Raw genomic sequence first — 24,416 nt, 5'->3', positions numbered from 1 at the left:
ACGCGAGCCCTCTACCTCGGCGGAGCGGTAGCCGGACTACGCCCTCGAGTCCTGCTGGACCGGCGCCCAGACGTCGCCCGGGACGTCCCCGGGCAGGTCAGGGTTCCCGGTCCCGACGAACCGGGTACCTGTCCCGTCCTTGCGCAGTCGCTCGAAGTCCTTGAGAGCCCCGAACGCCCAGCGGCCCAGCAGCGTGATCGCGACGAGGTTCACCAGAGCCATGAGCGCCATCGCGACGTCCGCGACCGCCCACACCGCCTCGAGCTCGATGAGCGACCCGATGCCGATCGCGGCGAGCACGAGCGTGCGCAGCGCCGTGAGCGCCTTGGCCCGGATGCCGAGGAACGTCAGGTTGACCTCGGCGTACGAGTAGTTGCCGAGCACCGAGGAGAACGCGAAGACGAACACGAGGATCGTCATGGGCCACACGGTCCACGACCCGAGCTGAGCCGCGACGGCCTCCTGCGTGAGCGAGGCGCCGGCCGCGTCGGTCGTCGTCCCCGGGTCGAAGACCTCGGGGCCGGCCATGAGGATGATGAAGGCCGTGGCCGAGCACACCACGATCGTGTCGACGAACACCCCGAGCGACTGGATCAGGCCCTGCTTGGCGGGGTGCGACACCGTCGCCGTCGCGGCGGCGTTCGGGGCGCTGCCCATGCCCGCCTCGTTCGAGAACAGTCCGCGCTTGACCCCGTTGAGCAGCGCCGCGAGGATGCCGCCCGCGGTGCCCGCGACCGCCTGGTCGAGGCCGAACGCGCCCTCGACGATCTGCCGGACGACGCCCGGCACGGCGCCGAGGTTCATGAGGATGATGGTGCCTGCGATCAGGACGTAGACGCCCGCCATGATCGGCAGCACGATCCCTGCGACCTTCGCGACGCGCTTGACGCCGCCGAACAGGACGGGGGCCGCGAGGACCATGAGGAACACCGCGGTCCAGCCGGGCGAGACCTCGTGGCCGTTGTCGAGCGCCTCGCTGATCGTGTTGGCCTGCACCATGTTGAACGCGAAGCCGAACGCGAAGATCAGCAGGATCGCGAACACGATGCCCCACCGGCGTGAGCCCAGGCCGCGCTGGATGTAGTAGGCGGGGCCGCCGCGGTAGGAGCCGTCGTCGGCACGGACCTTGAAGATCTGGCCGAGCGTCGCCTCGACGAACGCCGTCGCCATCCCGATGAGCGCGACGCACCACATCCAGAAGATGGCCCCCGGGCCGCCGAGCGTCAGCGCGATCGCGACGCCAGCGATGTTCCCCGTCCCCACCCGGGACGCGAGCCCCACGCAGAAGGCCTGGAACGACGAGATGCCGCCCTCGGCCGCGCCCGTCGAGCCTCCGACGAGCCGGAACATGAGCCCGAACAGCCGCACCTGGACGGCGCGCGTACGGACCGTGAAGTAGATCCCCGCGCCGATGAGGACGTAGATGAGGACGTACGAGTACAGGGCGTTGCTCAGCGGGTCGATCAGCGCCTCTTGCAAGACGTCCATGCTTCATTCCTCCAGCCCGACGGCGGGGCAGCCGTCCGGAGGACGCTAACCTCTCGCGGTGGTCCTTGTCGCGACGACCCTCTCGGTCGGGCCGTCGTCGGGGTGCGGTCCTCGCGGTGCGCCGAGGGTCCGGGAGACCCGCGCGCCCCCGGGGACAAGGCCTCTGCGACAATGGCAACGATGAGCACCACGACCCCCACCACCCGTCCCGAGCCCGGCCTGGTCCGTCACCTGCCGGCACCGGACGGCTCGGGCACCCCGGACCCTGACGCCCTCTACGAAGGGTTCACCGAGTGGGCCACCGAGACGGGGATCGACCTGTACGCCCACCAGGACGAGGCCGTCATCGAGATCTTCTCGGGCGCGCACGTCATCCTGGCCACGCCCACGGGCTCGGGGAAGTCGCTCGTGGCGGTCGGCGCGCACTACGCGGCCCTCGCCGCGCACCGCGCGGGAGTCCCCGGCCGCAGCTACTACACGGCCCCGCTCAAGGCGCTCGTGAGCGAGAAGTTCTTCGCGCTCGTCGCGGTGTTCGGGTCCGCGAACGTCGGCATGATGACGGGCGACTCGTCGGTCAACCCGACCGCTCCGATCATCTGCTGCACCGCGGAGATCCTCGCGAACATCGCGCTGCGCGACGGCGCCGACGCGGACGTCGCGCAGGTCGTCATGGACGAGTTCCACTACTACGCGGACCCGCAGCGCGGCTGGGCGTGGCAGGTCCCGCTCCTCGAGCTGCCGCAGGCGCAGTTCGTGCTGATGTCCGCGACGCTGGGCGACACCTCGACGTTCACCGAGGACCTCGAGTCCCGCACGGGGCGCCCCGTCGCGGAGGTCACGAGCGCCGAGCGCCCCGTGCCGCTGACGTTCAGCTACGTCGTCGAGCCGCTGGGCGAGGTCATCGAAGAGCTCGTCACGACGCACCGCGCGCCGGTGTACGTCGTGCACTTCACGCAGAAGGACGCGGTCGACCGCGCCCAGGCCCTGCTGAGCATCAACGTCGCGAGCCGCGCGGAGAAGGACGCGATCGCGGCCGAGCTGGGCGACTTCCGCTTCACCTCGGGGTTCGGCAGGACACTCAGCAAGTTCCTGCGCCACGGCGTGGGCGTGCACCACGCGGGCATGCTGCCCAAGTACCGCCGCGTGGTCGAGCGCCTGACCCAGGCGGGGCTGCTCAAGGTCGTGTGCGGCACCGACACCCTGGGCGTGGGCATCAACGTCCCCATCCGCACGGTCCTCATGACGAGCCTCGTGAAGTTCGACGGCGAGAGAATGCGTCACCTCACGGCGCGCGAGTTCCACCAGATCGCGGGACGTGCGGGCCGCGCGGGCTACGACACGCTCGGCGAGGTCCTCGTCATGGCCCCCGAGCACGTGATCGAGAACCGCAAGCTGCTCGCCAAGGCGGGCGACGACCCCAAGAAACTCAAGAAGATCGTCCGCAAGAAGGCCCCGGCGGGAGCCGTCAACTGGACCGACGCGACGTTCGAGCGCCTGCGCGACGCCGACCCCGAGGCTCTGACCAGCCACTTCACGGTCAACCACGCCATGGTGCTCAACGTGCTCGCACGCGGTGACAAGGGCGAAGACCCGGTGCGAGCCATGAAGCACCTGCTCACGGCGAACCACGACACCGACGCCCAGCGCGAGCGCCACGTGCGCCAGGTGTTCCGCATCTACCGCTCGCTGCGCGTCGCGGGCATCGTCGAGCGCGTGCGCGTGCCCGACCCGACCTACCCGAGCGGATGGCGCCCCTCGGTCCGTCTCACGGTCGACCTGCCGCGCGAGTTCGCGCTCAACCAGCCGTTGTCGCCCTTCGCGCTCGCGGCGCTCGACCTGCTCGACGTCGAGTCCCCCACGCACGCGCTCGACGTCGTCTCGGTCCTGGAGGCCACGCTGTCCGATCCGCGCCAGGTGCTCGTCGCCCAGCAGCACCGGGCCCGCGGCGAGGCCGTGGCGGCCATGAAGGCCGAGGGGTACGAGTACGAGGAGCGCATGGCGCTGCTCGAGACCATCACGTGGCCCAAGCCGCTCGCGGACCTGCTCGAGCCCGCGTTCGTGACGTACAAGCACTCGAACCCGTGGGTCTCGGACGCCGAGCTCTCGCCCAAGTCGGTCGTGCGCGACATGGTCGAGCGGGCCATGACGTTCGCCGAGTTCGTCTCGGTGTACGGTCTGGACCGCACCGAGGGTGTCGTGCTGCGCTACCTCGCCGACGCGTATCGCTCGATGCGCCAGACCATCTCCGAGGAGCACCGCACCGAGGAGGTCCAGGACATCACGGAGTGGCTGGGCGAGCTGGTGCGCGGCACCGACTCGTCGCTGCTCGACGAGTGGGAGCGGCTGGCCAACCCCGTCGACGATGACGCGGACGACGAGGTCGGCGACGGCCCGCTGTCCGGAACAGGCGCCGAGGCCCCGGCCCGGCCTGTCACGGGCAACGTGCGTGCCTTCCGGGTCCTGGTCCGCAACGCCCTGTTCCGCCGGGTCGAGCTCGCGGCGCGGGAGAACTACGACGCGCTCGAGGCCCTCGACAAGGCGAGCGGCTGGGACGGCGACGCGTGGGCCGACGCCCTCGACCCGATGTTCGAGCTGCACGGCAACGACGCGATCGGCGTGGACGTCGCAGCGCGGTCGTCGGCCCTCGTGCAGATCGTCGGGAACGGCGTGCGGCCCGACGGCGAGCGCGTCGAGCCGGGCACGTGGTTCGTCCGCCAGGTGCTCGACGACCCGGCCGGCGACCACGACTGGGCGATCAGCGCCGTCGTCGACCTCGCGGCGAGCGACGAGGCCGGCGCCGTGGTACTGAGCGTCGTGGCGGTCGGGACGATCTGACGCGGCCTACCGGAGCACGTCGTCGGCCGGGCGGCGGGGCGTGCGGGGAGACGTCGGGCTGTAGCCCAGCCGCATGACCATCTGCGGGACGCCCGCGTCGAGCGCCGTGGCGAGCTCGGCGCGCGTGGCGGGGTTCTCGAGGACGGTGGTCGCGAACGAGGCGTGCACGAAGTAGGTCGTCGCGGTCAGCAGGACACGTTCGAGCGCCTGGCCAGCCACGAGCCAGTCGCGCACGGTGTCACCCGGGGTCGTGAGGACCGCGAGCGTCGAGCGGTGCTCGAACGCGGCACGGTTGCTCAACGTGTCCCCGCCGAAGTGGCGCACGGGCGCCAGGGCGTCGTCGCTCGCGGGGCCCAGCGCGGAGACGGGGATCCCGTCGGGGCGGTCGGGATCGTTCGTGACCCAGCGCGCCTGCTCGACGCGACCGGTGTGATCCCGCCCGGCCTCCTCCTCGGCCCGCCGGACGAGGTCCAGCAGGACGGTCCGCTCGGGGGCCTGCGGTGCGAGCGTCACGAGACGTGCGCCCTCCGCGGCGGCCGCCTCGTCCAGGTCGTCGACGACGTCGGCGTCGAGCGGCTGGTCCTCGAACGGCACGCGGGACGTCGAGCGCCGTTCGATCGCGACCGCGAGGTCGAGCTCGTCGGCGTCGGGCAGGACGCCCGGCACCAGGTCGACGCGCGCGACGAGCGCAGGATCGCCGTCGCCCGGGACGAGCGAGAGCACCGGACGGAAGGACTCGCGGCGGGCCGCGACGCGCAGGTTCGCGAGGAACGCCCCGCAGCTGATGAACATCTCCCGGCCCGCGGGGTCGGCGTGGGTCAGGCGGCGAGAGTCGTCGGCGCGCACGTCGAGCGTCGTGCCGTGCACGTGCACGGACCACGGCTGGGTGTTGTGCACGCTGGGGGCGCGGGACGCGGCCGCGAGGATCCGTTCGATGCGGGGGTCGTCGATGCTCATGTGCGTTCTCCCTGCTTCCGATGCGCCCCTGACGCATCCCCTGCCGGCGGTCACCTCTGCCACTCCGAGCGTCCCAGGAGGTCCCCGGGTCGGCCAGTGCCAAAGGTCCCGGCGGAGCTGAGGTGCAGGTCACAGGCCTGGGGCGCCAGGAGACGGGCCCCGTGGTGGCGCGCCTCGACCCACCACGACAGACCCGCTCCACGGTCCTACGGTGGCCACATGAGCACACCGGGACCGCACACGACTCCGCACGAGGGCGAGCAGCACCGGAGCGAAGGGACCGGCGCGCGGCTCAACCGCCTCCGGGCCGGGGTGCTCGGCGCGAACGACGGCATCGTGTCGACCGCGGGCGTGGTCGTGGGCGTCGCCGCGACCAGCACGTCGATCCCCGTCATCGCGACGGCGGGGGCCGCAGCGCTGCTCGCGGGCGCCCTGTCGATGGCCGCGGGCGAGTACGTCTCGGTGAGCACGCAGCGCGACACCGAGGAGGCCATGCTCGCCAAGGAGCGCCAGGAGCTCGCGACCATGCCCGACGAAGAGCTCGCCGAGCTCGCCGGGATCTACCGGGCCAAGGGGCTGACACCCGAGCTCGCGCACGAGGTCGCGGTCCAGCTCACGGCGCACGACCCGCTCGGCGCCCACGCCGACGCCGAGCTCGGGATCGACCCCGACGAGCTGACCTCGCCGTGGGAGGCAGCGGTCGCCTCGATCGTGTCGTTCACGGTCGGCGGCCTGCTGCCCCTGGCGGCGATCCTGCTGGCGCCCACCGCTGCCCGGATCCCCGTGACGTTCGTCGCGGTCGTCCTGGCGCTGGTCCTGACGGGCTGGGGCAGCGCACGGCTGGGGCAGGCGCCGACCCGGCGCGCGACGATCCGCACGGTCCTGGGAGGCGCGATCGCCATGGGTGTGACGTACGGGATCGGGTCGCTCGTCGACGTGAACGTCTAGGCCTGTTCGGAAGCCGCCCTAGGCGGTCCAGTTCGAAGCACCGGGATGCGGTGGTGTGGTCGGCCCGGTGTTGGGTCCTGCTGAGCGCCCTCAACTGGGCCGTAGGTAGTCGATACCGAGATGTACCACGCGAACCCGCGGGCCTTCGACTGCCAGGGCCGCCGCCTGCGCGGCGAGTTCGGCTTCTATCGCTCGACGATCGAGCGACGCCAGCACCTGCCGACGTTTGTCGGTGTCGTCGGCCCAACTGGCAAGATCGGGCCAGACAACCAAGTAGATTCCATGGCTCGCGGAAGTGTCACGCATGTACCGCTCGACGAGTTGATCACGCATCGCTGTACAGAGGTCCGTATTCCAGGCACCCTTGACCTCGATTGGCAGGCAGAGGCGGCCCGTGTTCGGCCCACTCGGAGGAACGGCTTCGACGAGAAGGTCTGTGCGCTCACCAATCCCGCTAGGCCGGTTGCGCCGAACCTGCACCTCTCGATTGACGACCGCGCCGGGCACCACGCGAGCAAGTTCGTTAGCCAGGTAGTCCGAAACCTCATCCTCAGACTTGGGCCGACCCGCATAGGTGTCCCACAGGTAGTGCGACTCAGGTGTTGCGCCAGTCAGCCGCGCCTGGACATCCGCCAACGCCAACCCCACGACCTCACCGAGCGCAGGCCCGTCGTTCACCACCAGCGTGCTGTGATCCCTCGATAACCGAACCAGCTGCGACATCGAAGTCGGCACCCATTGGTTGCGGCGCAAACCCGCCTCGGCGATCGCCAAAACATGCAGGAGCCCTCGTTCGCCAGGCGTCGCCGACACGATCACGCGGATAGCCTCGACGGATTCCAGCGACCCTGCATCCTGTAGTTCGCGCAGAAGCCGGTCGCGCCACTGTCCGATCTGCTCGCGCGGTCCGACAAAATGGGTCTCGTCGAACTGCGGGTCAGACTCCGATGGGAACCTCGCACGCAGCCAAAGGTACAAATCGCCAAGCACAGCCGCCGGCACGTGATCGAACTGCTCGTGGCCGCGAACGACCATCGCTCGCCCGAGCACCTGCTCTGCGGACTCCAGGTCACTGTCCAACGCGGCCTTCACCGCCGGCCAACTCCGCTCCAGGTCGCAATCGATCAGTGTTCGTGCCGCCATATGACGGCGGGCATCGTCAGACGCATCGTCCAGCCACTCCAGCAGCAGCTCTCGCAGCCCTTCAAAGTCGTTCTTCGCGAGAGATGCAACGAGCTCTTCTCGTGGCTCTTCCCCCGCGGACCGTGCCAGCGACAGATACGTGGCTGCGACGGTGTCATCCCACAGGTAACTTGCCTCGTTCGAGGCCAACGGCCGCTCTCCGTGCACGATGGTGGCCTCCACGCGGGCCACCAACGCGGCCCGTGCCCGGTCACGCCCCTCGCTGCCAGCGAGGTCTAGCAACTGCATCTTGTCAGCCCACGTCGCACCATTCACCAGCGCGGTCGTCCAACTTGCCAGAACCGGAGCCCACTCGATCCATACAGATGCGGGAAGCTGGCGGAGGCGATCAGGCGCCACTCTGAGCAACAAGACCATCGCCCGATACCCAGCATCCGCGGGATAGTGGCGAATCCCGGGCTTCTTAAGCCACTCCTGTGGTCGGCAGGGGTACGAGCGCAGGTAGCGATCCGCGGAATCAACCAAGCGCTCCTGCAGTCCCACGCTCAACGTCGGCCACCTCTTCATGCCCACCACGTCCGGATCGAACTCGGCTCCAAAGTGCTTTGATCCCGGGACGACCGTCAACAGTCGCATGCTATACCAGAAGCCTGCTCCCTCACCCTTGTCGAACTGCGCCAGCCGCTCCTCGACCTGCTCGTTGAGGTTGTCCTTCATATCGGCGCGCGGACGGCGGCGCCCGAGGGCAGCCTGCCGCTCCTGACGCAAGGTCCCGGCCTCAGGCGAGTCGAGTGCAATCGGGTCTACCCATGCGTGGACGAGGTCAGCATGCAGAGGGTGTACACGCGACATGGAGAGCACCAGGTCGCGGTGTTCGGCCATACCAATGTCATACGTCATCTGGAACAGTGAACGCACCGCGTCCCGCGTCCCACCCTGAACTTGGGTATACAGCTCCGCGAGCCACGCGAGATCCTCCGCGCGAACGACCGCAAGAGAGCACAGGTCCCAGGCTCGCCGCGTCCTCGAGTCCGGCGGTGCCGCTGCGAGCACGGCGACAACGACTGCCCGGCGTAGTAGCGGATCGGCCAATGGATCCTCGCGCTCATCGCCGCGGTGGTCCTCAAAACGCAATCCGTCGTAGTGCTCGGCCCGCACCGCAACGACCTGAGCGAACGCGTCAACGACAACGCGGTCAGTTGGCCTTCTCGCCGCGAGCATCAGAACGCGGTTCGCGAGGGCGCCCAGGACGTGGTCGTCGGCCGGAGTGTTCAGGTCGCTGAGGAGCCACCGGAGGCCAGCGTCGATGTCGGCCGTGTCGACGCTTTCACGGAAGCGGTCAAGGAAGTTCGCGTAGGAGCCGTGATAGTTGCGCCGACGCCGGGGTGTCAGCACCGAGAAGACCTCCGCACTGGTTATGGCCTGCGGCCAAGAAGCAAGCAGAGCAACGCCCTTGAGATCATCGTCCGGGTCCTCGCCCCGAGCTGCGGTGCCTGTCGCGAGCGGGCGTAGCGACGCCGTGCGCTCCGGGACCGGGAGTCGCGTCAGCACCCAGCCAGCCGCCAACCGGTCTTCAGGCTCGGCAGCGAAATCGGTAGCAATCGCCACAAGGTCGTCACGCAGCTCTATCGCAGCACACTCCTCAGCCAGCTCAAGCGCCAGCCGGCGACGATCTGGGTCCACGTCACGCAGATGGCAACGAATCTGCTCCGCGACATCGCGGTGCCGGAGCACCCCGTACGACCTGTCCCACCGCCCGACGGTGAGCGTGCTCGCGCTCGCGAAGAGCCCATCGATCACCGCTGCCCGCAGTCCGTCACCCGGGAGCTCAACCTCACCCTGAAACGCAGCCGGGTCCGCAAGAGCGAGGAACTCAAACCGATCCGGGGCGATCGCTACCGTCCAGGCCGCAGCCAAGCGGGTCTGCGGCCAGCACCGACCATCCGGCCCAAGGAACAGCGACCGCGCCTGCGATTCGGAGAGATCGTTCGCAACCACCCAATCAGCGGCCAGAAAATCCGCGAACGTTGCGTGTGCCCAACCAAGACGTTGTCCACCACGGCTCGTGAACAGTCCCGAACGCACTACCTCGAGCACCGCAGGGACAGTGACCTTGACCGAGCCCGAGGCCGTCGGCTCAGCACCCCCCGCGAGCTGCCCAACGGCCACGTCCTCACCATCGGCATCAACCTCTGGGCCCGTCCAGATTGCGGGAATGCCTCCAAACGTGGTCACCGCAGCAATGCGACGGGCGATCGCCACACGCTCATTAGCCTGAAGTGCACCATCGAGGCCCGCGTCGCGCCGGACGGGGTTCTGCTCTTCGCACAGATGGCGGACCCCAGCGGCGTACAGGCCAGCACCCCGCTCGGGCAACCTGCCCGACTGGCCGAAACTGCGAGCAAGGAAACGCAAAGTCAACGGGCGCGCAGCCAGCGGCCCCGCGCCAGCTAGTGCAACCTCATTGAGAAATCGGGCTGGATCGCACCACATGGCCGCGATCGCCGACACATCCACCCGACGAAGAGGCAGGATCTCGGCAACGGTAATCGCCCCAAACAGCTCCTCAAGCGAGCGCTCAAGCCCCGCCGGCCAGTCCGCCGTTCGGCAGGTGATGCGCATAATAAGCCGGTCATGCGGCAGCCGACGAAGACTGTCAGCGACGACGGCTCCCACGTTCGGGACCCGCGTCCGAACCTCATCGAGCGAATCAAGAACCAGACACAGGCGGTCCGCCCCACCAGCCCAAGCGACAACATCCGGGCCATTGAACACCTCTCGCACCAGCCGATCCTCAGAGCCATACGACGCGAGATCGAACGACAGCACTGGCACCCCACTGGGGGCCAACTGAGTTGCCCCAGTGATCACCGTCGACTTCCCCGCCCCAGGCTCACCCAGCAACGCCAAGCAGCGGTGCTCGCCAAGCTCATCGGTGCGTACGACATCGGGATTTGCAGACCGAGCACCGAACCAGGTCGAATCGCGATCACGCAGCAGGCCGTCCTCGTCAAGCGCGTAGTCGCCCCCGCGAGTACACCAGAACCGCTCTACGCTCACAGTCGACATAAATCTCCTTAGGCCACGAACTCGATCTCGCCACCACCGAACGCGCGCAGGGTACGACGGAGGCTAACAGCGCACGGGGTGCGACACGTCGGCGAGACGAGCGAATCCAAACAGCGGGGAGCTCCGCGTCCATCGATCCATCGCACCTGCTGCTCGTCCCCGGGGCGCGCGGCACTTAGGGGCACAATCGTCCTGTGGCCAAGAAGCAGAAGTCGCCCCACGCCGGCACGCCCGCGCTCGTCGCGCTCGACAAGGCCGGTGTGCCGCACACCGTGCACCCCTACGAGCACGACCCGTCCTCCGACCTGAGCTACGGCCTGGAGGCCGCGGCCGCGATTGGTATCCCTGCCGAGCAGGTGTTCAAGACCCTGGTGACGTCGGTCGACGGGACGCTCGTCGTGGGTGTCGTGCCCGTGGACCGCACGCTCGACCTCAAGGCCCTCGCGCACGCGGTGGGCGGCAAGAAGGCCGCGATGGCCGAGCAGGCTGCGGCCGAGCGCGCGACGGGGTACGTGGTGGGTGGCATCTCGCCGCTCGGCCAGCGGCAGCGGCTGCGCACCGTGATCGACGCGTCGGCGCTCGGTTTCGACGCGGTGTTCGTCTCGGGCGGGCGCCGTGGGCTCGACGTCGGGCTCGCGCCGTCGGACCTGGTCGCGCTCACGGGCGCCTCGACGGCGCCCATCGCGCGCGGCTGAACACTCTCCTGCCGTCGCCCGACGGCGGTGGGCCGGGTCGCGCACCCGGCCAACCGCCGTCGGGCACTCGTCGTGTGCGCCCGGCCCGCCCCGGAGGGCGCGGCTCAGGCGCGGCGCACGACCGGCGGGACCCAGCGACCGTCGAGCGCCTCCGGGAGCGGTGCGTAGAGCCGCATCGTCACGCCCAGCGGACCTCGCGGCGCGGGGAGCCAGTTCGCCTCCCGGTCCGCGCCCGGGCTCTCGTGCTGCAGGTACAGGTCGAGCGACCCGTCCTCGGCGTACCGAAGGTCGTCGCGGTCGCCGATCGCGAACCGGTCGAGGGCGTTCGCCACCTGATAGCCCTCGGCGTCGTACATCGTGACCGACCAGAAGGCCGCCGCGGGCGGGAGCTGGTCGGCGTCGAAGTGCAGCACGTAGTCGTGGTCCCCGTGCAGGGGCCGACCGTCCGCGTCGGTCGCGAGGAGCGGGTAGATCGCGTCCTCGACCGGGTTGGCCCCCAGCCCGACGAGCGTGACGACGGCCCGCTTGAGGTAGAAGTTCCCGTAGACGCCCATGGTGTCGCGGTAGAGCATCCAGCCGTTCGCCACGGTCCCGAGCGTCGCGCGCGACGTGTCCAGCAGCGCACGGGCGCTCGCCGCTCCGGCCTCGATCTGCGCGATCTCGGCGTCGTCGAACTGCCCGGCGTCGAAGTCCTCGCCCGGGACGATGCCCAGCGCACCGATGCGGGCGAGCACCGAGAAGTCGGTCAGGTGCGGCGGGTTCGTGTCGAGGAGCCGGGTCGCGTAGGTGAAGAAGTCGACCGCGCTGAGGGAGTCCACCAGGTGCAGCGGCTCGGTCCGCGTGTCCGCGGTCGGGTCGATCGTGAACGGCGGCCGCTCCCCCAGCTCCTGCACCGACAGGCCGTCCTGCACCGCGTGGACCGCCGGGTAGTCCGCGACGCCGTTGGTCTGGATGCGGCCGATGACCCACACCTGCGGGGTGGGCGCGACGATCAGCGCGGCGTCCTCCGGGAGGTCGTCGTAGAACTCGGTGAGGTCGCCCTCGTAGTCCGGTCCGACGATCAGGTAGTCCCCCGCGCCCGTCCCCGTGGTCCGCTTGCCGATCGTCGCGAAGACCTCGGTCCACATGTCCAGCAGGGGCAGCATGTAGTAGCGGTCGTCGGTGTCGGGGACGTGGAGCAGCACCGGGCCGTCGGTCAGGTCGAGCCACAGGTTCGCGTACAGCGTGTCGAAGTTGGGGCGGACCACGGCCCGGAAGTCCGCGGGCGGGAGCTCCCGCAGGTGGTGGAACACGTTGGGCGGCCCGAACCCGGGGCGGACGCCGGCCGCCACGTTCGTGGCCTGGCGCCGGCTGAGGTCCATGGTCACGAGCGGGTACAGGTAGACGTACGCCTCGTGGCTCAGCGTGCGCAAGTCGTTCGACAGGGTTCCCATGACGCTCCGTCCGTCCGCGCCGTGCGTCGGCGCACTCGTGGCTCAACGTATCCACGGGGGGCGGGCGGTGCGCGTCGAGCGCGGCTCGCCTGTCCCCGGACCGGCACCGCTGCCCGGCGGCCGGGCACCAGCGGACGGCCCGACGGCGGGACGTCCGCTGGGCGGTCCGGCGCTGGGCGGGCGTGCCGCGGGTGGGAGGATCGACGGATGACCGACGACTCTGCGACCACCCTGCCCCCGGTGCTCACCGAGATCCGCGACGACTTCCTCGCGCTCGGTGAGCGTGACCGCCTCCAGCTCCTCCTGGAGTTCTCGCGCGAGCTCCCGGACCTGCCCGCGCGTTACCAGGACGCCCCCGGGCTGCTCGAGCGTGTCGAGGAGTGCCAGTCGCCTGTGCGCGCGTTCGCCGAGGTCGAGCAGGACGGGGTCCATCTGTACGCGACGGCGCCCGCCGAGGCCCCGACCACGCGCGGTTTCGCGTCGATCCTGGCGCAGGGTCTCGACGGGCTGACGCCCGAGGAGGCGCTCGCCGTGCCCGACGACTACCCGTTCATGATCGGGCTGACGAACGCGGTGAGCCCGCTGCGCCTCCACGGCATGACGGGCATCCTGGTGCGCGCCAAGCGCCAGATCCGCGAGCAGCTCGTCCGCCCGGTCGAGCAGTGAGCGGTTACCCCTGAGGCGAGTGGTTCAGGGGCATCAGCTCACTTCTCGGCCGAGGGCTCCGAGCGCAGCGCGAGGCGCCGCGCCAGCACTGCGCACACGACGAGCTGGAGCTGGTGGAAGACGATGACCGGGACGGCGACCGTGCCCGCGACCGCGACCGGGAAGAGCACCGCGGCCATGGGCAGCCCCGTCGCCAGGCTCTTCTTGGAGCCGCACATGAGCAGCGCGATGCGGTCCTCGACGCCGAGCCGCAGCCCCGCCCCACCCCACCAGGTCACCGCGAGCAGGACCGCGAGGATCACCGCGCTGATCCCGACCAGCGCGAGGATCGTCCATCCCGAGATCCCGGCCCACACTCCTGCGCTCGTCGCGGCGGCGACCGCGCCGAAGACCACGATCAGGATCGTGCCGCGGTCCACCGACAGCGTGAGCCGGCGCCGCGCCCGGACCCATCGCCCCACGAACGGTTGCAGGACCTGACCTATGAGGAACGGTGCGAGCAGGTGCAGCAGGACGTCGCGCAGACCGCTCAGCCCGCCCGTCGCGCCGCTCGACGACATGAACCACAGCACCAGCAGCGGGGTCACGACCATGCCCACGACGTTCGAGACCGTGGCCCCGCAGATCGCGCCCGCGATGTTCCCGCGCGCGACCGACGTGAACGCGACCGACGACTGCACGGTCGAGGGCAGCAGTGACAGGAACAGGACGCCCGCCGCGAGCGGCGCCCCGAGCACGGGCGTCACGGCCCAGGAGACCGCGAGCCCCACGAGCGGGAAGACCACGTACGTCGAGACGAGGATGCCGCCCTGGAGGCGGACGTTCCGCAGGCCCGACCAGACCTCGCTCGTCGACAGGCGCATCCCGTAGACCAGGAACAGGACAGCGACCGCGACGTCCGCAACCATGTCGACGACGCGCTGTACGTCGGCAGGCACCGGGACCACGAGCCCCAGGACCATGGTCGCGACGAGAGCCACGACGAACGGGTCGACCCACTGCTTCAGAACCTGGCGCACGGGACCCGAGTCTAGGTGTCGCCCGGGGCCGCCGGCCGCTGCCGGGTCGGCACGTGTCAGAACCAGCGAGCCCTCGGGGTCACGCTCGCTCTGACACGTCAGCGCGTCAGGGGGTCAGAACAGCGTGTACCCGCCGTCGACGGTCACGACGGCCCCCGTCATGAAGCTCGACGCGTCGCTCGCGAGCATGACCACGACCGGTCCCAGCTCGGCCGGCGTCCCCCACCGCTGCATCGCGGCGGGTGCCACGCAGTCGTCGTAGTACTCGGGCTGGTCGACCGGGGAGGCCTCGGTAAGGATGTACCCGGGCGCGATCGCGTTGACCCGGATCCCGTGCGGCGCCCACTCGGCGGCGAGCCCCTTGGTGAGCTGGTGCACCGCGGCCTTCGACGCGAGGTAGGCGGGCTGCCAGCGGGGGCGGTTCACGATCTGCGCGGACATCGACCCGACGTTGACGATCGTCCCACCGCGACCGTCCTCGACCATCTGCCGGGCCACTGCCCTCGAGCAGTACCAGACGCCGTCGAGGTTCGTCGCGAGCGTGCGGTGCCACACGTCGTCCTCGATCTCCAGAGCCGCGCCCCCGATCGAGATTCCCGCGTTGTTGACGAGCACGTCCACGCCGCCGCCCTCGTGCCCGACCTGCGCGACGACGTCGTCCACCTGCTCGCGGTCCGTCACGTCGAGCTCGTAGCCGTGCGCGTCGAGGCCCAGCGCCCGCAGGTCGTCGGCCGCGGACCGTGCGGCCTCGATCGTGGTCGCGGTCAGCGCGACGCGCGCGCCCGCCTCCCCCAGGGCCCCGGCGAGGCCGCGGCCGATGCCCCGGCTCCCGCCCGTGATCAGCGCCGTGCGACCGGCGAGCGAGAACGAGTCCAGGACGGGCATGGGTCTTCCGATCAGCAACGAGATGGGGTCGGTCGCGACGCGTGCCCGCGACCCGGTGGGACGACGACGGCGCCGACCCCGCCGGGGGTCGGCGCCGCGGCGGCTCAGAAGTCGAACAGGTCCTCGAGCCAGGACTCCTTCTTCTTGCGCTTGCGGTAGCGCGGGTCGTCGCTGCGGTACTGGTCGGACCCGCGGTAGCGGTCGTCCCCGCGGTAGTCGTCCCGACGACGGTCGTCACCCCGGTAGTCGTCGCGGCGACGGTCGTCCGCGTAGCCGTAGGGCGCGGGCGGCGGCGGCACCGGGAGCTGCTGCGTCGGCGGGTACTGGACGGGCGGCGGGGTCGCGGCGCGCGGTGCACCGTGCGGCGCGGCCGCCGCGGCAGGGCCACCGGCCTCGGCGGCGATCTCGGCCTCGAGGCTGCGGTCGATGATCTTGTCGAGCTCGCCCCGGTCGAGCCACACGCCGCGGCACGTGGGGCAGTAGTCGATCTCCACGCCCTTGCGGTCGGACATCACGAGCACGGTCTGGTCGAGAGGGCACAGCATGACGGGTCTCCTTCGTCGGGTCGAACGCTCAACGGTCGGCGCGCGGCGGTGGTTCCCGACTCGCCGGGCACCCCGCCCGCCGGCGGGGCAGGGCACAGCCTATGACGGACGCTCAGACCTCGAAGAGGTAGCCCATGCCCGGCTGGGTGATGATGTGCCGCGGGTTCGCGGGGTCGTCCTCGAGCTTGCGCCGCAGCTGTGCGGTGTAGACGCGCAGGTAGTTGGTCTCGGCCGAGTACGCGGGCCCCCACACGTCGTGCAGGAGCTGGAGCCGCCCGACCATGCGACCGCGGTGCCGCACCAGGACCTCGAGCAGCGACCACTCGGTCGGGCTGAGGCGCACCTCCTGCCCGGCTCGCAGCACGCGGCGTCGGGCCAGGTCGATCAGGAGGTCGCCCGCCTCGACGACCGGCTCGGACACCTCGGCCGGTTGGGCGCGGCGCACTGCGGCCCGCAGCCGCGCGAGCAGCTCGTTCATCGCGAACGGCTTCGTGACGTAGTCGTCCGCGCCCGCGTCGAGCGCGTCGACCTTGTCGTCGCCGAGCTGGCGCGCCGAGAGCACCACGATGGGTACGGCACTCCATCCGCGCACGCCCTCGATGACCTCGAAGCCCGTGAGGTCCGGCAGGCCCAGGTCGAGGAGGATCACGTCGGGGCGGGCGCTCGCCGCCGCGTCGAGGGCCTCCGCACCGGTCATGGCCACGGTCACGTCCCAGCCGTGCGCGCGCAGGTTGATCGCGAGGGCTCGGACGAGGCCCGCGTCGTCGTCGACGACCAGCACCCTGTTGCCGTCGATGCTCATGCGCGCACCTCGCCCTTCTCGTCGTCCGTCATGCCTGCCGTGCCTGCCGTGCCTGCCGTGTCTGCCGGGCCGCCGCTGTCGGTGCTCACGGCGTCATCCTCCCGTGCGTCGCGCGGCACCGTGACCACCATGGTGAGTCCGCCGCCCGGCGTGTCCTCGGGCGTGATGGTCGCCCCCACGGCCCGGGCGAGTCCGTCGGCGACGGCGAGCCCCAGTCCGAGCCCTTCGCCGGTCGTGTCGCCGAGGCGTTGGAAGGGCTCGAACATGCGGACCTTGGACTCGTCGGACAGGCCGTGCCCGGTGTCGACGATGCGCAGCTCGATCTCGCGCGGCCCGGCCGACGCCGTGATCCGCACGGGCTCGCCGGGCGGACTGTGCCGCACCGCGTTCGAGGTGAGGTTCGCGACCGTGCGTTCGAGCAGCCCGGGGTCGGTGCGCACGAGGGGCAGGTCGTCGGGGACGTCGAGACGCACGACGCCCGGCCCGTAGGGCTCGACCGCGAGGGGCACGATCTCGTCGACCGACGCCGCGCGCAGGACGGGGCGCACGCTGCCCGTCTGGAGCCGCGAGAGGTCCAGCAGGTTGTCGATGAGCCTCTCGAGCCTCCCCGTCGAGTCCTGGATGGTCCGGGTCAGCGCCTCGGTGTCCTCGGCGTCGAGGTCGACGTCGGGGGAGGCCAGCCCGTCGACGGCCGTGCGGATCGAGGCGAGCGGGGTGCGCAGGTCGTGCGAGACGGCGGCGAGCAGCGCGGTGCGCGTCGCGTCGGCCTGCTCGAGGACGGCGGCCTGGGCGGCCTGCTCGCGCAGTCGCCGGTACTCCAGGACGAGCCCGGCCTGTGCTGCGAACGCTTCGAGGACCTGTCGGTCGCTCGCGGGCAGGGCTCGTCCCCACAGGGACAGGCGGTGGTGGTCGTCGACGCGCAGCTCGGTGTGCCCGGGGACGTCACGGTGCCCGACGGCGGAGCCCGCCCGGGTGCGCGCGTCACCCTCGGCGGGCCGAGCGTCACCCTCGGCGGGCCGAGCGACGCCCTGGGCGCGGTCGGTCGTCGCGACCGTCCGCCACGCGGTCCTCTCCCCCGCGCGCGACTCGAGGTCGACCCGCGACAGGCCGAACGTCTCGGCGAGCCGCGTGACGATGGCCTGCGCGGTGTCCTCGCCCGAGAGCACCGAGCGCGAGAGCGCGGCGAGGGTCGAGGCCTCGGCGCGCGCCCGGTACGCCTGCACGGTCCGGCGTGCCGAGAGGTCCACGACGGAGGCGACGGCGGCCGCGACGAGCACGAACACCACGAGCGCGAGAAGGTTCTCGGGGTCCTGGACCGTGAGGAACCCCGTCGGTGGTGTGAAGAACCAGTTGAGGCACAGGAAGGACACGACGGCCGCGGCGACGGCGGGCCAGAGCCCACCCACGAGCGCGACGCCCACCGACCCGGCGAGGAACAGCATGAGCTCGGTCGAGAGCGAGACGTCCTCGCTCAGCTGCAGGAAGACGCCGGTCAGCAGAGCGGGGACGACGAACGCGAGAGTCCACCCGGCGATCCGTCGCCGTCGGGACAGCGCCGACCACCGGCCCCGCAGGAGCCGGCCCGTGCGGGCCTTCTCGTGCGTCACCAGGTGGACGTCGATCGTCCCGGCGAGTCGCGCGATCTCGGTGCTCGACGACCCGAGCAGTGCCTCGCGCCAGCGGGAGTGCCGCGAGACACCCACGACGATCATGGTCGCGTTGACGCCTTGCGCGAAGTCGACGACGGCCGACGCGACGTCCTCCCCCACGACCGTGTGGAACGTCCCGCCGAGCGACTCGACGAGCTCGCGCGACGCGGCGATGGCGGCGGGCGGGGCGCTGGGCAGCCCGTCGGTCGCGAGCACGTGCACGGCGACGAGCTCGGACCCCGCGGCGCGCTGGGCGATGCGGGCGCCACGGCGCAGCAGCGTCTCGCCCTCAGGCCCACCCGTGACGGCGACGACGACACGCTCGCGCGCGGGCCACGTACCGACGATCGCGTGGTCGGCCCGGTAGCGGGTCAGGGCGTCGTCGACGCGGTCGGCGAGCCACAGGAGCGCGAGCTCGCGCAGCGCCGTGAGGTTGCCCGTGCGGAAGTACGACGACAGGGAGGCGTCGATCTGCTCGGCCCGGTACACGTTGCCGTGCGCGAGCCGACGCCGCAGCGCCTGGGGCGAGAGGTCGACCAGCTGGATCTGGTCGGCATCACGCACGACCTGGTCGGGCACGGTCTCGCGCTGGCGCACTCCCGTGATGGCCTCGACGTCCCCCGTCAGCGACTCGAGGTGCTGCACGTTGACCGTGGTCACGACGTCGATGCCCGCAGCCAGGAGGTCCTGCACGTCCTGCCAGCGCTTGCGGTGCCGCGACCCGGGCGCGTTGGTGTGCGCGAGCTCGTCGACCAGCGCCACCTGGGGTGCGCGGGCGATCACGGCGTCCACGTCGAGCTCGGTCAGCTCGACGTCGCGGTGGCTCACGACGCGACGCGGCACCACCTCGAGGTCGCCGATCTGCGTGATCGTGGCGGCGCGCCCGTGCGTCTCGACCAGCCCCACGACCACGTCGGTCCCGCGGGCGCGCCGCCGGTGCGCCTCGCCGAGCATCGCGTACGTCTTGCCGACGCCCGGGGCTGCCCCGAGGTACACGGTGAGGAGCCCGGGGCGGCGAGCGACGCCGTCGGGCCGGGGGGTGCCGGACGCGCCCGGGCCCGGGCGCCCCTCCTGGGGGCTCCCGGACCCTGCGGTCTCGTGACCGCCGTGCGTCTCAGGCACGGGGCACCCGCGCCGTCCGGTCCACGGCGCTGGGCCTCGTGCTCGTCGTCATGGGTTCATCTTCTCCGAGTTCTCGAGCGCGAGGTTGAGCCTGAGCACGTCGACACGCGGTTCGCCCAGGACACCCAGGTCCCTGCCCGCGGTGTGCTGGGCCACGAGGTCGGCGACGACGGCCTCGTCGAGGCCCCTGGCCTCGGCGACCCGCGCGACCTGCAGGGCCGCGTAGGCAGGGCTGATCTGCGGGTCGAGGCCCGACGCCGAGGCCGTGAGCGCGTCGGCGGGCAGCGACGCGGGGTCCACGCCGTGGAGATCCGCGAGCGCCGCCCGACGCTCCTCGATCGAGGCGACGAGCTCGGGGTTGAGAGGCCCGAGGTTGGTGCCCGAGGAGGCGAGCGTGTCGTAGCCGTCGCCCGCGGCCGAGGGACGGCCGTGGAACCAGCGCTCGGCGTCGTCGGCCGCCGCGAAGTCCTGCCCGATCAGTGCGGACCCGACGACGGGGGCCCCGTCCGTGCCCGTGTCGGAGAGGGACGTGGCGTGCGTGCCGTCGCTGCGCACGAGCGAGCCGTTCGCCTGCCACGGCAGGGCGAGCTGCCCGACGCCCCACACCGCGAGCGGGTACGCCACGCCCAGGAGCAGCGTCAGGACGAGCAGGACGCGCAGGCCCGCGAGGCTCTGGCGGAACAGCGAGGCGGCGCCGGCCGAGGCCGAGGGGCGCGCGAGGGGGGCGGGGCGTCCGGGGACGCCCGCGGGGGTGGACAGAGTTCCAGGCATGTCAGCCAATCCCGGGGATGAGGGAGATCACGAGGTCGATGAGCTTGATCCCGACGAACGGGGCCACGAGGCCGCCCACGCCGTAGACCAGGAGGTTGCGGCGCAGCATCGCGGAGGCCGACGACGGCCGGTACCGCACGCCCTTGAGCGAGAGCGGGATGAGCACCAGGATGATGAGCGCGTTGAACACGACGGCCGACAGGATCGCCGACTCGGGGCTCGACAGGCGCATGACGTTGAGCACCCCGAGCTGCGGGAACACGACCATGAACATCGCGGGCAGGATCGCGAAGTACTTCGCGATGTCGTTCGCGATCGAGAAGGTCGTCAGGGCGCCGCGCGTGATGAGGAGCTGCTTGCCGATCTCGACGATCTCGATGAGCTTGGTCGGGTCGGAGTCGAGGTCCACCATGTTGCCCGCCTCCTTGGCGGCGGTGGTCCCGGTGTTCATCGCGACACCCACGTCGGCCTGCGCCAGGGCGGGGGCGTCGTTGGTGCCGTCGCCCGCCATGGCGACGAGCCGCCCGCCGGCCTGCTCGCGCCGGATGAGGGCGAGCTTGTCCTCGGGGGTCGCCTCGGCCAGGACGTCGTCGACGCCCGCCTCGGCGGCGATGGCCCGCGCGGTCACGGCGTTGTCTCCCGTGACCATGACGGTGCGGATGCCCATGGCGCGCAGCTCGTCGAACCGTTCGCGCATGCCGTCCTTGACGACGTCCTTGAGGTGGACGACGCCGAGCACGCGCGCCGGCCCTTCGCCGATCTGCTCGGCCACGACGAGCGGTGTGCCGCCCGAGGAGCTCACGGCGTCGACGTGGGCTGCGAGCTGCTCGGCCGTCGTCCCCACGGTGGTCGCCCCCGTCGAGTGCACCCAGCGCTGGACCGCGCTGCCCGCACCCTTGCGGATGCGGCGCACGCGTCCGCCCGGCAGCGGCAGGTCGATCCCGCTCATGCGCGTCTGCGCGGTGAAGGGCACCATCTCGGCCACGGTGAGGTCGTCCGTCCGGTCCGACGGCCGGTCCCCCACGCCGTACCGCTCGCGCACGAGCGCCACGATGCTCTTGCCCTCGGGCGTCTCGTCCGCGAGGGACGAGAGCCGGGCGGCCTCGGCGAGCTGCGCCGTCGTGACGTCGCCGACCGTCAGGAGGTCGGCCGCCTGACGGTTGCCGTACGTGATGGTGCCGGTCTTGTCGAGCAGCAGGACGTCGACGTCGCCCGCGGCCTCGACCGCGCGGCCCGACATCGCGAGCACGTTGCGCTGGACGAGCCGGTCCATGCCCGCGATGCCGATCGCCGACAGCAGCGCCCCGATGGTCGTGGGGATGAGGCACACGAGCAGCGAGATGAGGACGATCATCGACTGCTCGGAGCCCGAGTACACCGCGAACGGCTGGAGCGTCACGACGGCCAGCAGGAAGATGATCGTGAGCGAGGTCAGCAGGATGTTGAGCGCGATCTCGTTGGGCGTGCGCTGACGCTCCGACCCCTCGACGAGCGCGATCATCCGGTCGACGAACGTGTGGCCCGCGGGTGCGGTGATCCGCACGACGATCGTGTCGGACAGGACCACGGTCCCGCCCGTGACCGCCGACCGGTCCCCGCCCGACTCCCGGATCACCGGGGCGGACTCGCCCGTGATCGCGGACTCGTCGACCGACGCGACGCCCTCGATCACGTCACCGTCCCCGGGGATGATCTCGCCCGCCCGGACGACCACCACGTCCCCGACGCCCAGCGTCGAGGAGGGGACCTCCGCCGTCGGGAGGGACGCGAGACCCGTGCCCGACGCCAAGGTGTCGGACGGAGCCATGACGCGCCGCGCGGTCGTCTGCTGCTGCGTCGCTCGCAGGCTCGACGCCTGCGCCTTGCCGCGGCTCTCCGCGATCGACTCGGCGAGCGTCGCGAACAGCACGGTCGCCCACAACCACACCGCGATGGCCCACGCGAACACGCTGGGCTCGAACGCGGCCAGCAGCGTCGTGGCCACGGCCCCGAGCTCGACGACGAACAGCACGGGCGACGTGTACAGCTCACGCGGGTCGAGCTTGCGCAGCGCCCCGGGCAGCGCGGCCCGGACCTGCGCCCACGAGAGCGAGGCGCCTCGGGCCGGCTTTCCACTGCGGCCGGAGGGAGCGCCGGCAGTCCGGGGTCCACCGGTCGGGCCGGCAGCACCCTCCTCGACAGCACCGGCTGAGCCTCCGGCGACAGGAAGCAGGACCGCGTCGGACGCATCGAGCAGCGTGTCCCCGCGGGGGGCGGGGCGGGTCGTGGCGGGCCTGGCGGAGGACCGAGGAACGAGGTCCTCGGGAAGACCCGCCCCGCCCCCCGCGGGGACGCGCCCGGAGGGAGCGACAGAAGAAGAACTGTTCATGAGAGCGACTCCACGATGGGACCGAGCGACAGCACGGGGACGAAGGTGAGCCCGACGACGACCAGGGCGACGGTCCCGAGCACGCCCACGAAGAGCGGCTGGTGCGTCGGGAGGGTGCCCGCGGTGGCGGGGACCGTCGTCTGGGAGGCGAAGCGTCCGGCGAGCGCCAGGACGAGGGCCATGGGGACGAAGCGGCCGGCGAGCATCGCGATGCCGAGGGCCGTGTTGTAGAAGGGCGTGCCGGACGTGAGGCCGCCGAACGCCGAGCCGTTGTTGTTGGCCGCGGACGTGAACCCGTACAGGACTTCGGACAGCCCGTGCGGGCCCGCTTCCTGGATGCCCGCCTGCCCGGCGGGCAGGGCGATCGCGAGGGCCGTACCGACGAGCACGAGGAACGGGACGGTGAGGATGTAGAGCGCGACGAGCGTGATCTCCTGGCGGCCGATCTTCTTGCCGAGGTACTCGGGCGTGCGCCCCACCATGAGCCCCGAGACGAACACCGCGACGATCGCGAGCATGAGCATCCCGTACAGGCCCGACCCGACCCCGCCCGGCGCGATCTCGCCGAGCATCATGGTGAACATCGCGACGCCACCGCCCGGTGCGGTCAGGGAGTCGTGCATGGCGTTGACCGCCCCGGTCGAGGTGCCCGTGGTGGACGCGGCGAACAGGGCGCTCGCGGCCGGGCCGAAGCGGGTCTCCTTGCCCTCCATCGCGCCACCCGCGGCGAGGGGCGCGGCACCTGGTCCGGCCATCTCGGCCCAGGTGATGAGCGCGACCGCGGTGAGCCACAGCGCGCCCATGGCCCCGAGGATCGCCCAGCCCTGCCGCTTGTCGCCGACCATGAGGCCGAACGTGCGGGGCAGCGTGAAGGGGATGACGAGGATGAGGAAGATCTCGAACAGGTTGGAGAACGGGCTGGGGTTCTCGAACGGGTGCGCCGAGTTGGCGTTGAAGAAACCGCCGCCGTTGGTGCCGAGCTCCTTGATGACCTCCTGCGACGCGACGGGGCCGCCGAGCACGTGCTGCGTGCCACCTGCGACGGTGTCGATCGCGGTGTGCGCGTCGAAGTTCTGGATGACGCCCGTCGCGAGCAGCACGAGCGCGCCGACGAACGCCATCGGGAGCAGGATGCGCACGCAGGTCCGGGTCAGGTCGGACCAGAAGTTTCCGACGCGCCCGTCCGTTCCGGAGCGCATGAAGCCGCGGATCAGGGCGACGGCGACGGAGATGCCGACGGCGGCGGACACGAAGTTCTGCACCGCGAGTCCCGCCATCTGGAGCAGGTGCCCTGCGGCGGCCTCGCCCGAGTACCACTGCCAGTTCGTGTTGGCCACGAACGAGACCGCGGTGTTCCAGGCACCGGCCGGGTCGAAGCCGGCGAACCCGAGGTTCATCGGCAGGTGCGCCTGGAGGCGCGCGAGCCCGTACAGGACCAGGAGGGAGGCCATCGAGAAGCCGAGGAGCGAGAGCAGGTAGGTGCTCCACCTCTGCTCGGCGTCGGGGTCGACTCGCATGACCCGGTACCCGGCCCGTTCGATGCGCAGGTGCCGGGGCGAGGTGAAGACGCGCGCCATGTAGGCGCCGAGCGGGGCGTGCACGGCGGCGAGCGCGAGGAGGAGCAGGGCGACCTGCCCGACGGCGAGCCACGCCCCGGAAGTCTGGGTGAGCACGGTCGCGCTCACCGGACCTTGTCGCTGCGGAGCAGGGCGACGAACAGGTAGCCGAGGAGCACCACGACGGTGCCGAGCCCGACCCAGTCGAGGACCGTCATGACGAGGACCCCCCGGAGGAGCCGTGGCGGCGTGCCACGAGGCCGACGGCGGTGAAGAACACCACGGTCAGCAGGATGTAGGCCAGGTCGGCCATCTGAGCTCTGCCTTCGAACGTCGTGCGGCGGGCGGCTCCGGGGATCGCGAGCGGGTGCTCGTGGTCCGTGCGGGAGGCGCGGTGCCGGTGCGCAGCTCCTGCGCACACCTCAGGTCTACGGCGCGGGCGGGACGTCGGAGGTGGGCGTTGAC

17 protein-coding genes are annotated in these 24,416 nt (G+C 71.2%); 4 read left to right on the top strand and 13 right to left on the bottom strand.

Going from position 1 to position 24,416, the window contains the following annotated elements; all coding sequences use genetic code 11:
- Positions 1–36: 36 nt before the first annotated feature.
- Positions 37–1,488, bottom strand: coding sequence for an alanine/glycine:cation symporter family protein (locus IE95_RS0106350; RefSeq protein ID WP_030150797.1), 1,452 nt, complete (start codon positions 1,486–1,488; stop codon positions 37–39).
- 180 nt (positions 1,489–1,668) lie between these two features.
- Between IE95_RS0106350 and IE95_RS0106345 the strand changes: the two genes are divergently transcribed.
- Positions 1,669–4,323, top strand: a complete 2,655-nt coding sequence (locus IE95_RS0106345; protein ID WP_084689886.1) for a DEAD/DEAH box helicase — start codon at positions 1,669–1,671, stop codon at positions 4,321–4,323.
- 6 nt (positions 4,324–4,329) lie between these two features.
- Here the strand turns inward: IE95_RS0106345 and IE95_RS0106340 are convergent, their stop codons facing one another.
- Positions 4,330–5,280, bottom strand: a complete 951-nt coding sequence (locus IE95_RS0106340; protein ID WP_030150795.1) for an Acg family FMN-binding oxidoreductase — start codon at positions 5,278–5,280, stop codon at positions 4,330–4,332.
- A 219-nt stretch (positions 5,281–5,499) separates the two neighbouring features.
- Here IE95_RS0106340 and IE95_RS0106335 point away from each other — a divergent pair, with 219 nt between their 5' ends.
- Positions 5,500–6,228: a VIT1/CCC1 transporter family protein gene (locus IE95_RS0106335; RefSeq protein ID WP_030150794.1), complete on the top strand. Its 729-nt coding sequence runs from the start codon at positions 5,500–5,502 to the stop codon at positions 6,226–6,228.
- Positions 6,229–6,318: 90 nt separating this feature from the next.
- Here IE95_RS0106335 and IE95_RS0106330 read toward each other — a convergent pair whose 3' ends face one another.
- The gene (locus IE95_RS0106330) at positions 6,319–10,440 is read right to left on the bottom strand and encodes an NACHT domain-containing protein (protein WP_129429395.1); all 4,122 of its coding nucleotides are present in this window, start codon (positions 10,438–10,440) and stop codon (positions 6,319–6,321) included.
- 194 nt (positions 10,441–10,634) lie between these two features.
- Here IE95_RS0106330 and ybaK point away from each other — a divergent pair, with 194 nt between their 5' ends.
- Entirely contained in the window at positions 10,635–11,135 is a 501-nt protein-coding gene (ybaK, locus tag IE95_RS0106325) for a Cys-tRNA(Pro) deacylase (protein WP_030150792.1), read from the top strand.
- Positions 11,136–11,239: 104 nt separating this feature from the next.
- Here the strand turns inward: ybaK and IE95_RS0106320 are convergent, their stop codons facing one another.
- The gene (locus tag IE95_RS0106320; RefSeq protein WP_030150791.1) at positions 11,240–12,568 is read right to left on the bottom strand and encodes a DUF1254 domain-containing protein; all 1,329 of its coding nucleotides are present in this window, start codon (positions 12,566–12,568) and stop codon (positions 11,240–11,242) included.
- Between the two features lie 207 nt (positions 12,569–12,775).
- Here IE95_RS0106320 and IE95_RS0106315 point away from each other — a divergent pair, with 207 nt between their 5' ends.
- The gene (locus IE95_RS0106315; protein ID WP_030150790.1) at positions 12,776–13,234 is read left to right on the top strand and encodes a SufE family protein; all 459 of its coding nucleotides are present in this window, start codon (positions 12,776–12,778) and stop codon (positions 13,232–13,234) included.
- 38 nt (positions 13,235–13,272) lie between these two features.
- Here IE95_RS0106315 and IE95_RS0106310 read toward each other — a convergent pair whose 3' ends face one another.
- The 9 genes from IE95_RS0106310 to IE95_RS20355 all read right to left on the bottom strand — a co-directional run bounded on the left by IE95_RS0106310 (position 13,273) and on the right by IE95_RS20355 (position 24,169).
- Complete coding sequence (locus IE95_RS0106310; protein ID WP_036571237.1) at positions 13,273–14,253, bottom strand: bile acid:sodium symporter family protein; 981 nt, start codon at positions 14,251–14,253, stop codon at positions 13,273–13,275.
- A 114-nt stretch (positions 14,254–14,367) separates the two neighbouring features.
- Positions 14,368–15,138 (bottom strand): SDR family NAD(P)-dependent oxidoreductase, encoded by a 771-nt coding sequence (locus tag IE95_RS0106305; protein WP_030150788.1) that lies wholly within the window; start codon positions 15,136–15,138, stop codon positions 14,368–14,370.
- 104 nt (positions 15,139–15,242) lie between these two features.
- Entirely contained in the window at positions 15,243–15,683 is a 441-nt protein-coding gene (locus tag IE95_RS0106300; protein ID WP_030150787.1) for a TFIIB-type zinc ribbon-containing protein, read from the bottom strand.
- A gap of 112 nt (positions 15,684–15,795) precedes the next feature.
- Positions 15,796–16,485 carry a response regulator gene (locus tag IE95_RS0106295; protein ID WP_030150786.1) on the bottom strand — a complete coding sequence of 230 codons (690 nt, stop codon included), beginning with the start codon at positions 16,483–16,485 and terminating at the stop codon, positions 15,796–15,798.
- Positions 16,482–19,256 (bottom strand): DUF4118 domain-containing protein, encoded by a 2,775-nt coding sequence (locus IE95_RS0106290; protein ID WP_428829408.1) that lies wholly within the window; start codon positions 19,254–19,256, stop codon positions 16,482–16,484. Before IE95_RS0106290 ends, IE95_RS0106295 begins: the two co-directional genes overlap by 4 nt.
- A 48-nt stretch (positions 19,257–19,304) precedes the next feature.
- Positions 19,305–20,027 (bottom strand): potassium-transporting ATPase subunit KdpC, encoded by a 723-nt coding sequence (kdpC, locus tag IE95_RS0106285; protein WP_084689885.1) that lies wholly within the window; start codon positions 20,025–20,027, stop codon positions 19,305–19,307.
- A gap of 1 nt (position 20,028) precedes the next feature.
- Positions 20,029–22,395, bottom strand: a complete 2,367-nt coding sequence (gene kdpB, locus IE95_RS0106280) for a potassium-transporting ATPase subunit KdpB (protein ID WP_240666210.1) — start codon at positions 22,393–22,395, stop codon at positions 20,029–20,031.
- Positions 22,392–24,080: a potassium-transporting ATPase subunit KdpA gene (kdpA, locus tag IE95_RS0106275; protein ID WP_240666209.1), complete on the bottom strand. Its 1,689-nt coding sequence runs from the start codon at positions 24,078–24,080 to the stop codon at positions 22,392–22,394. The genes kdpB and kdpA overlap by 4 nt, the downstream gene beginning before the upstream one ends.
- The gene (locus IE95_RS20355; protein ID WP_129429396.1) at positions 24,077–24,169 is read right to left on the bottom strand and encodes a potassium-transporting ATPase subunit F; all 93 of its coding nucleotides are present in this window, start codon (positions 24,167–24,169) and stop codon (positions 24,077–24,079) included. The genes kdpA and IE95_RS20355 overlap by 4 nt, the downstream gene beginning before the upstream one ends.
- Positions 24,170–24,416 lie beyond the last annotated feature (247 nt).

The organism is Oerskovia turbata (assembly GCF_000718325.1).
Taxonomy (GTDB): Bacteria; Actinomycetota; Actinomycetes; order Actinomycetales; family Cellulomonadaceae; genus Oerskovia; species Oerskovia turbata.
Note: the sequence above shows the minus strand (reverse complement) of the source record. Positions and strands in the feature narration are given on the sequence as shown.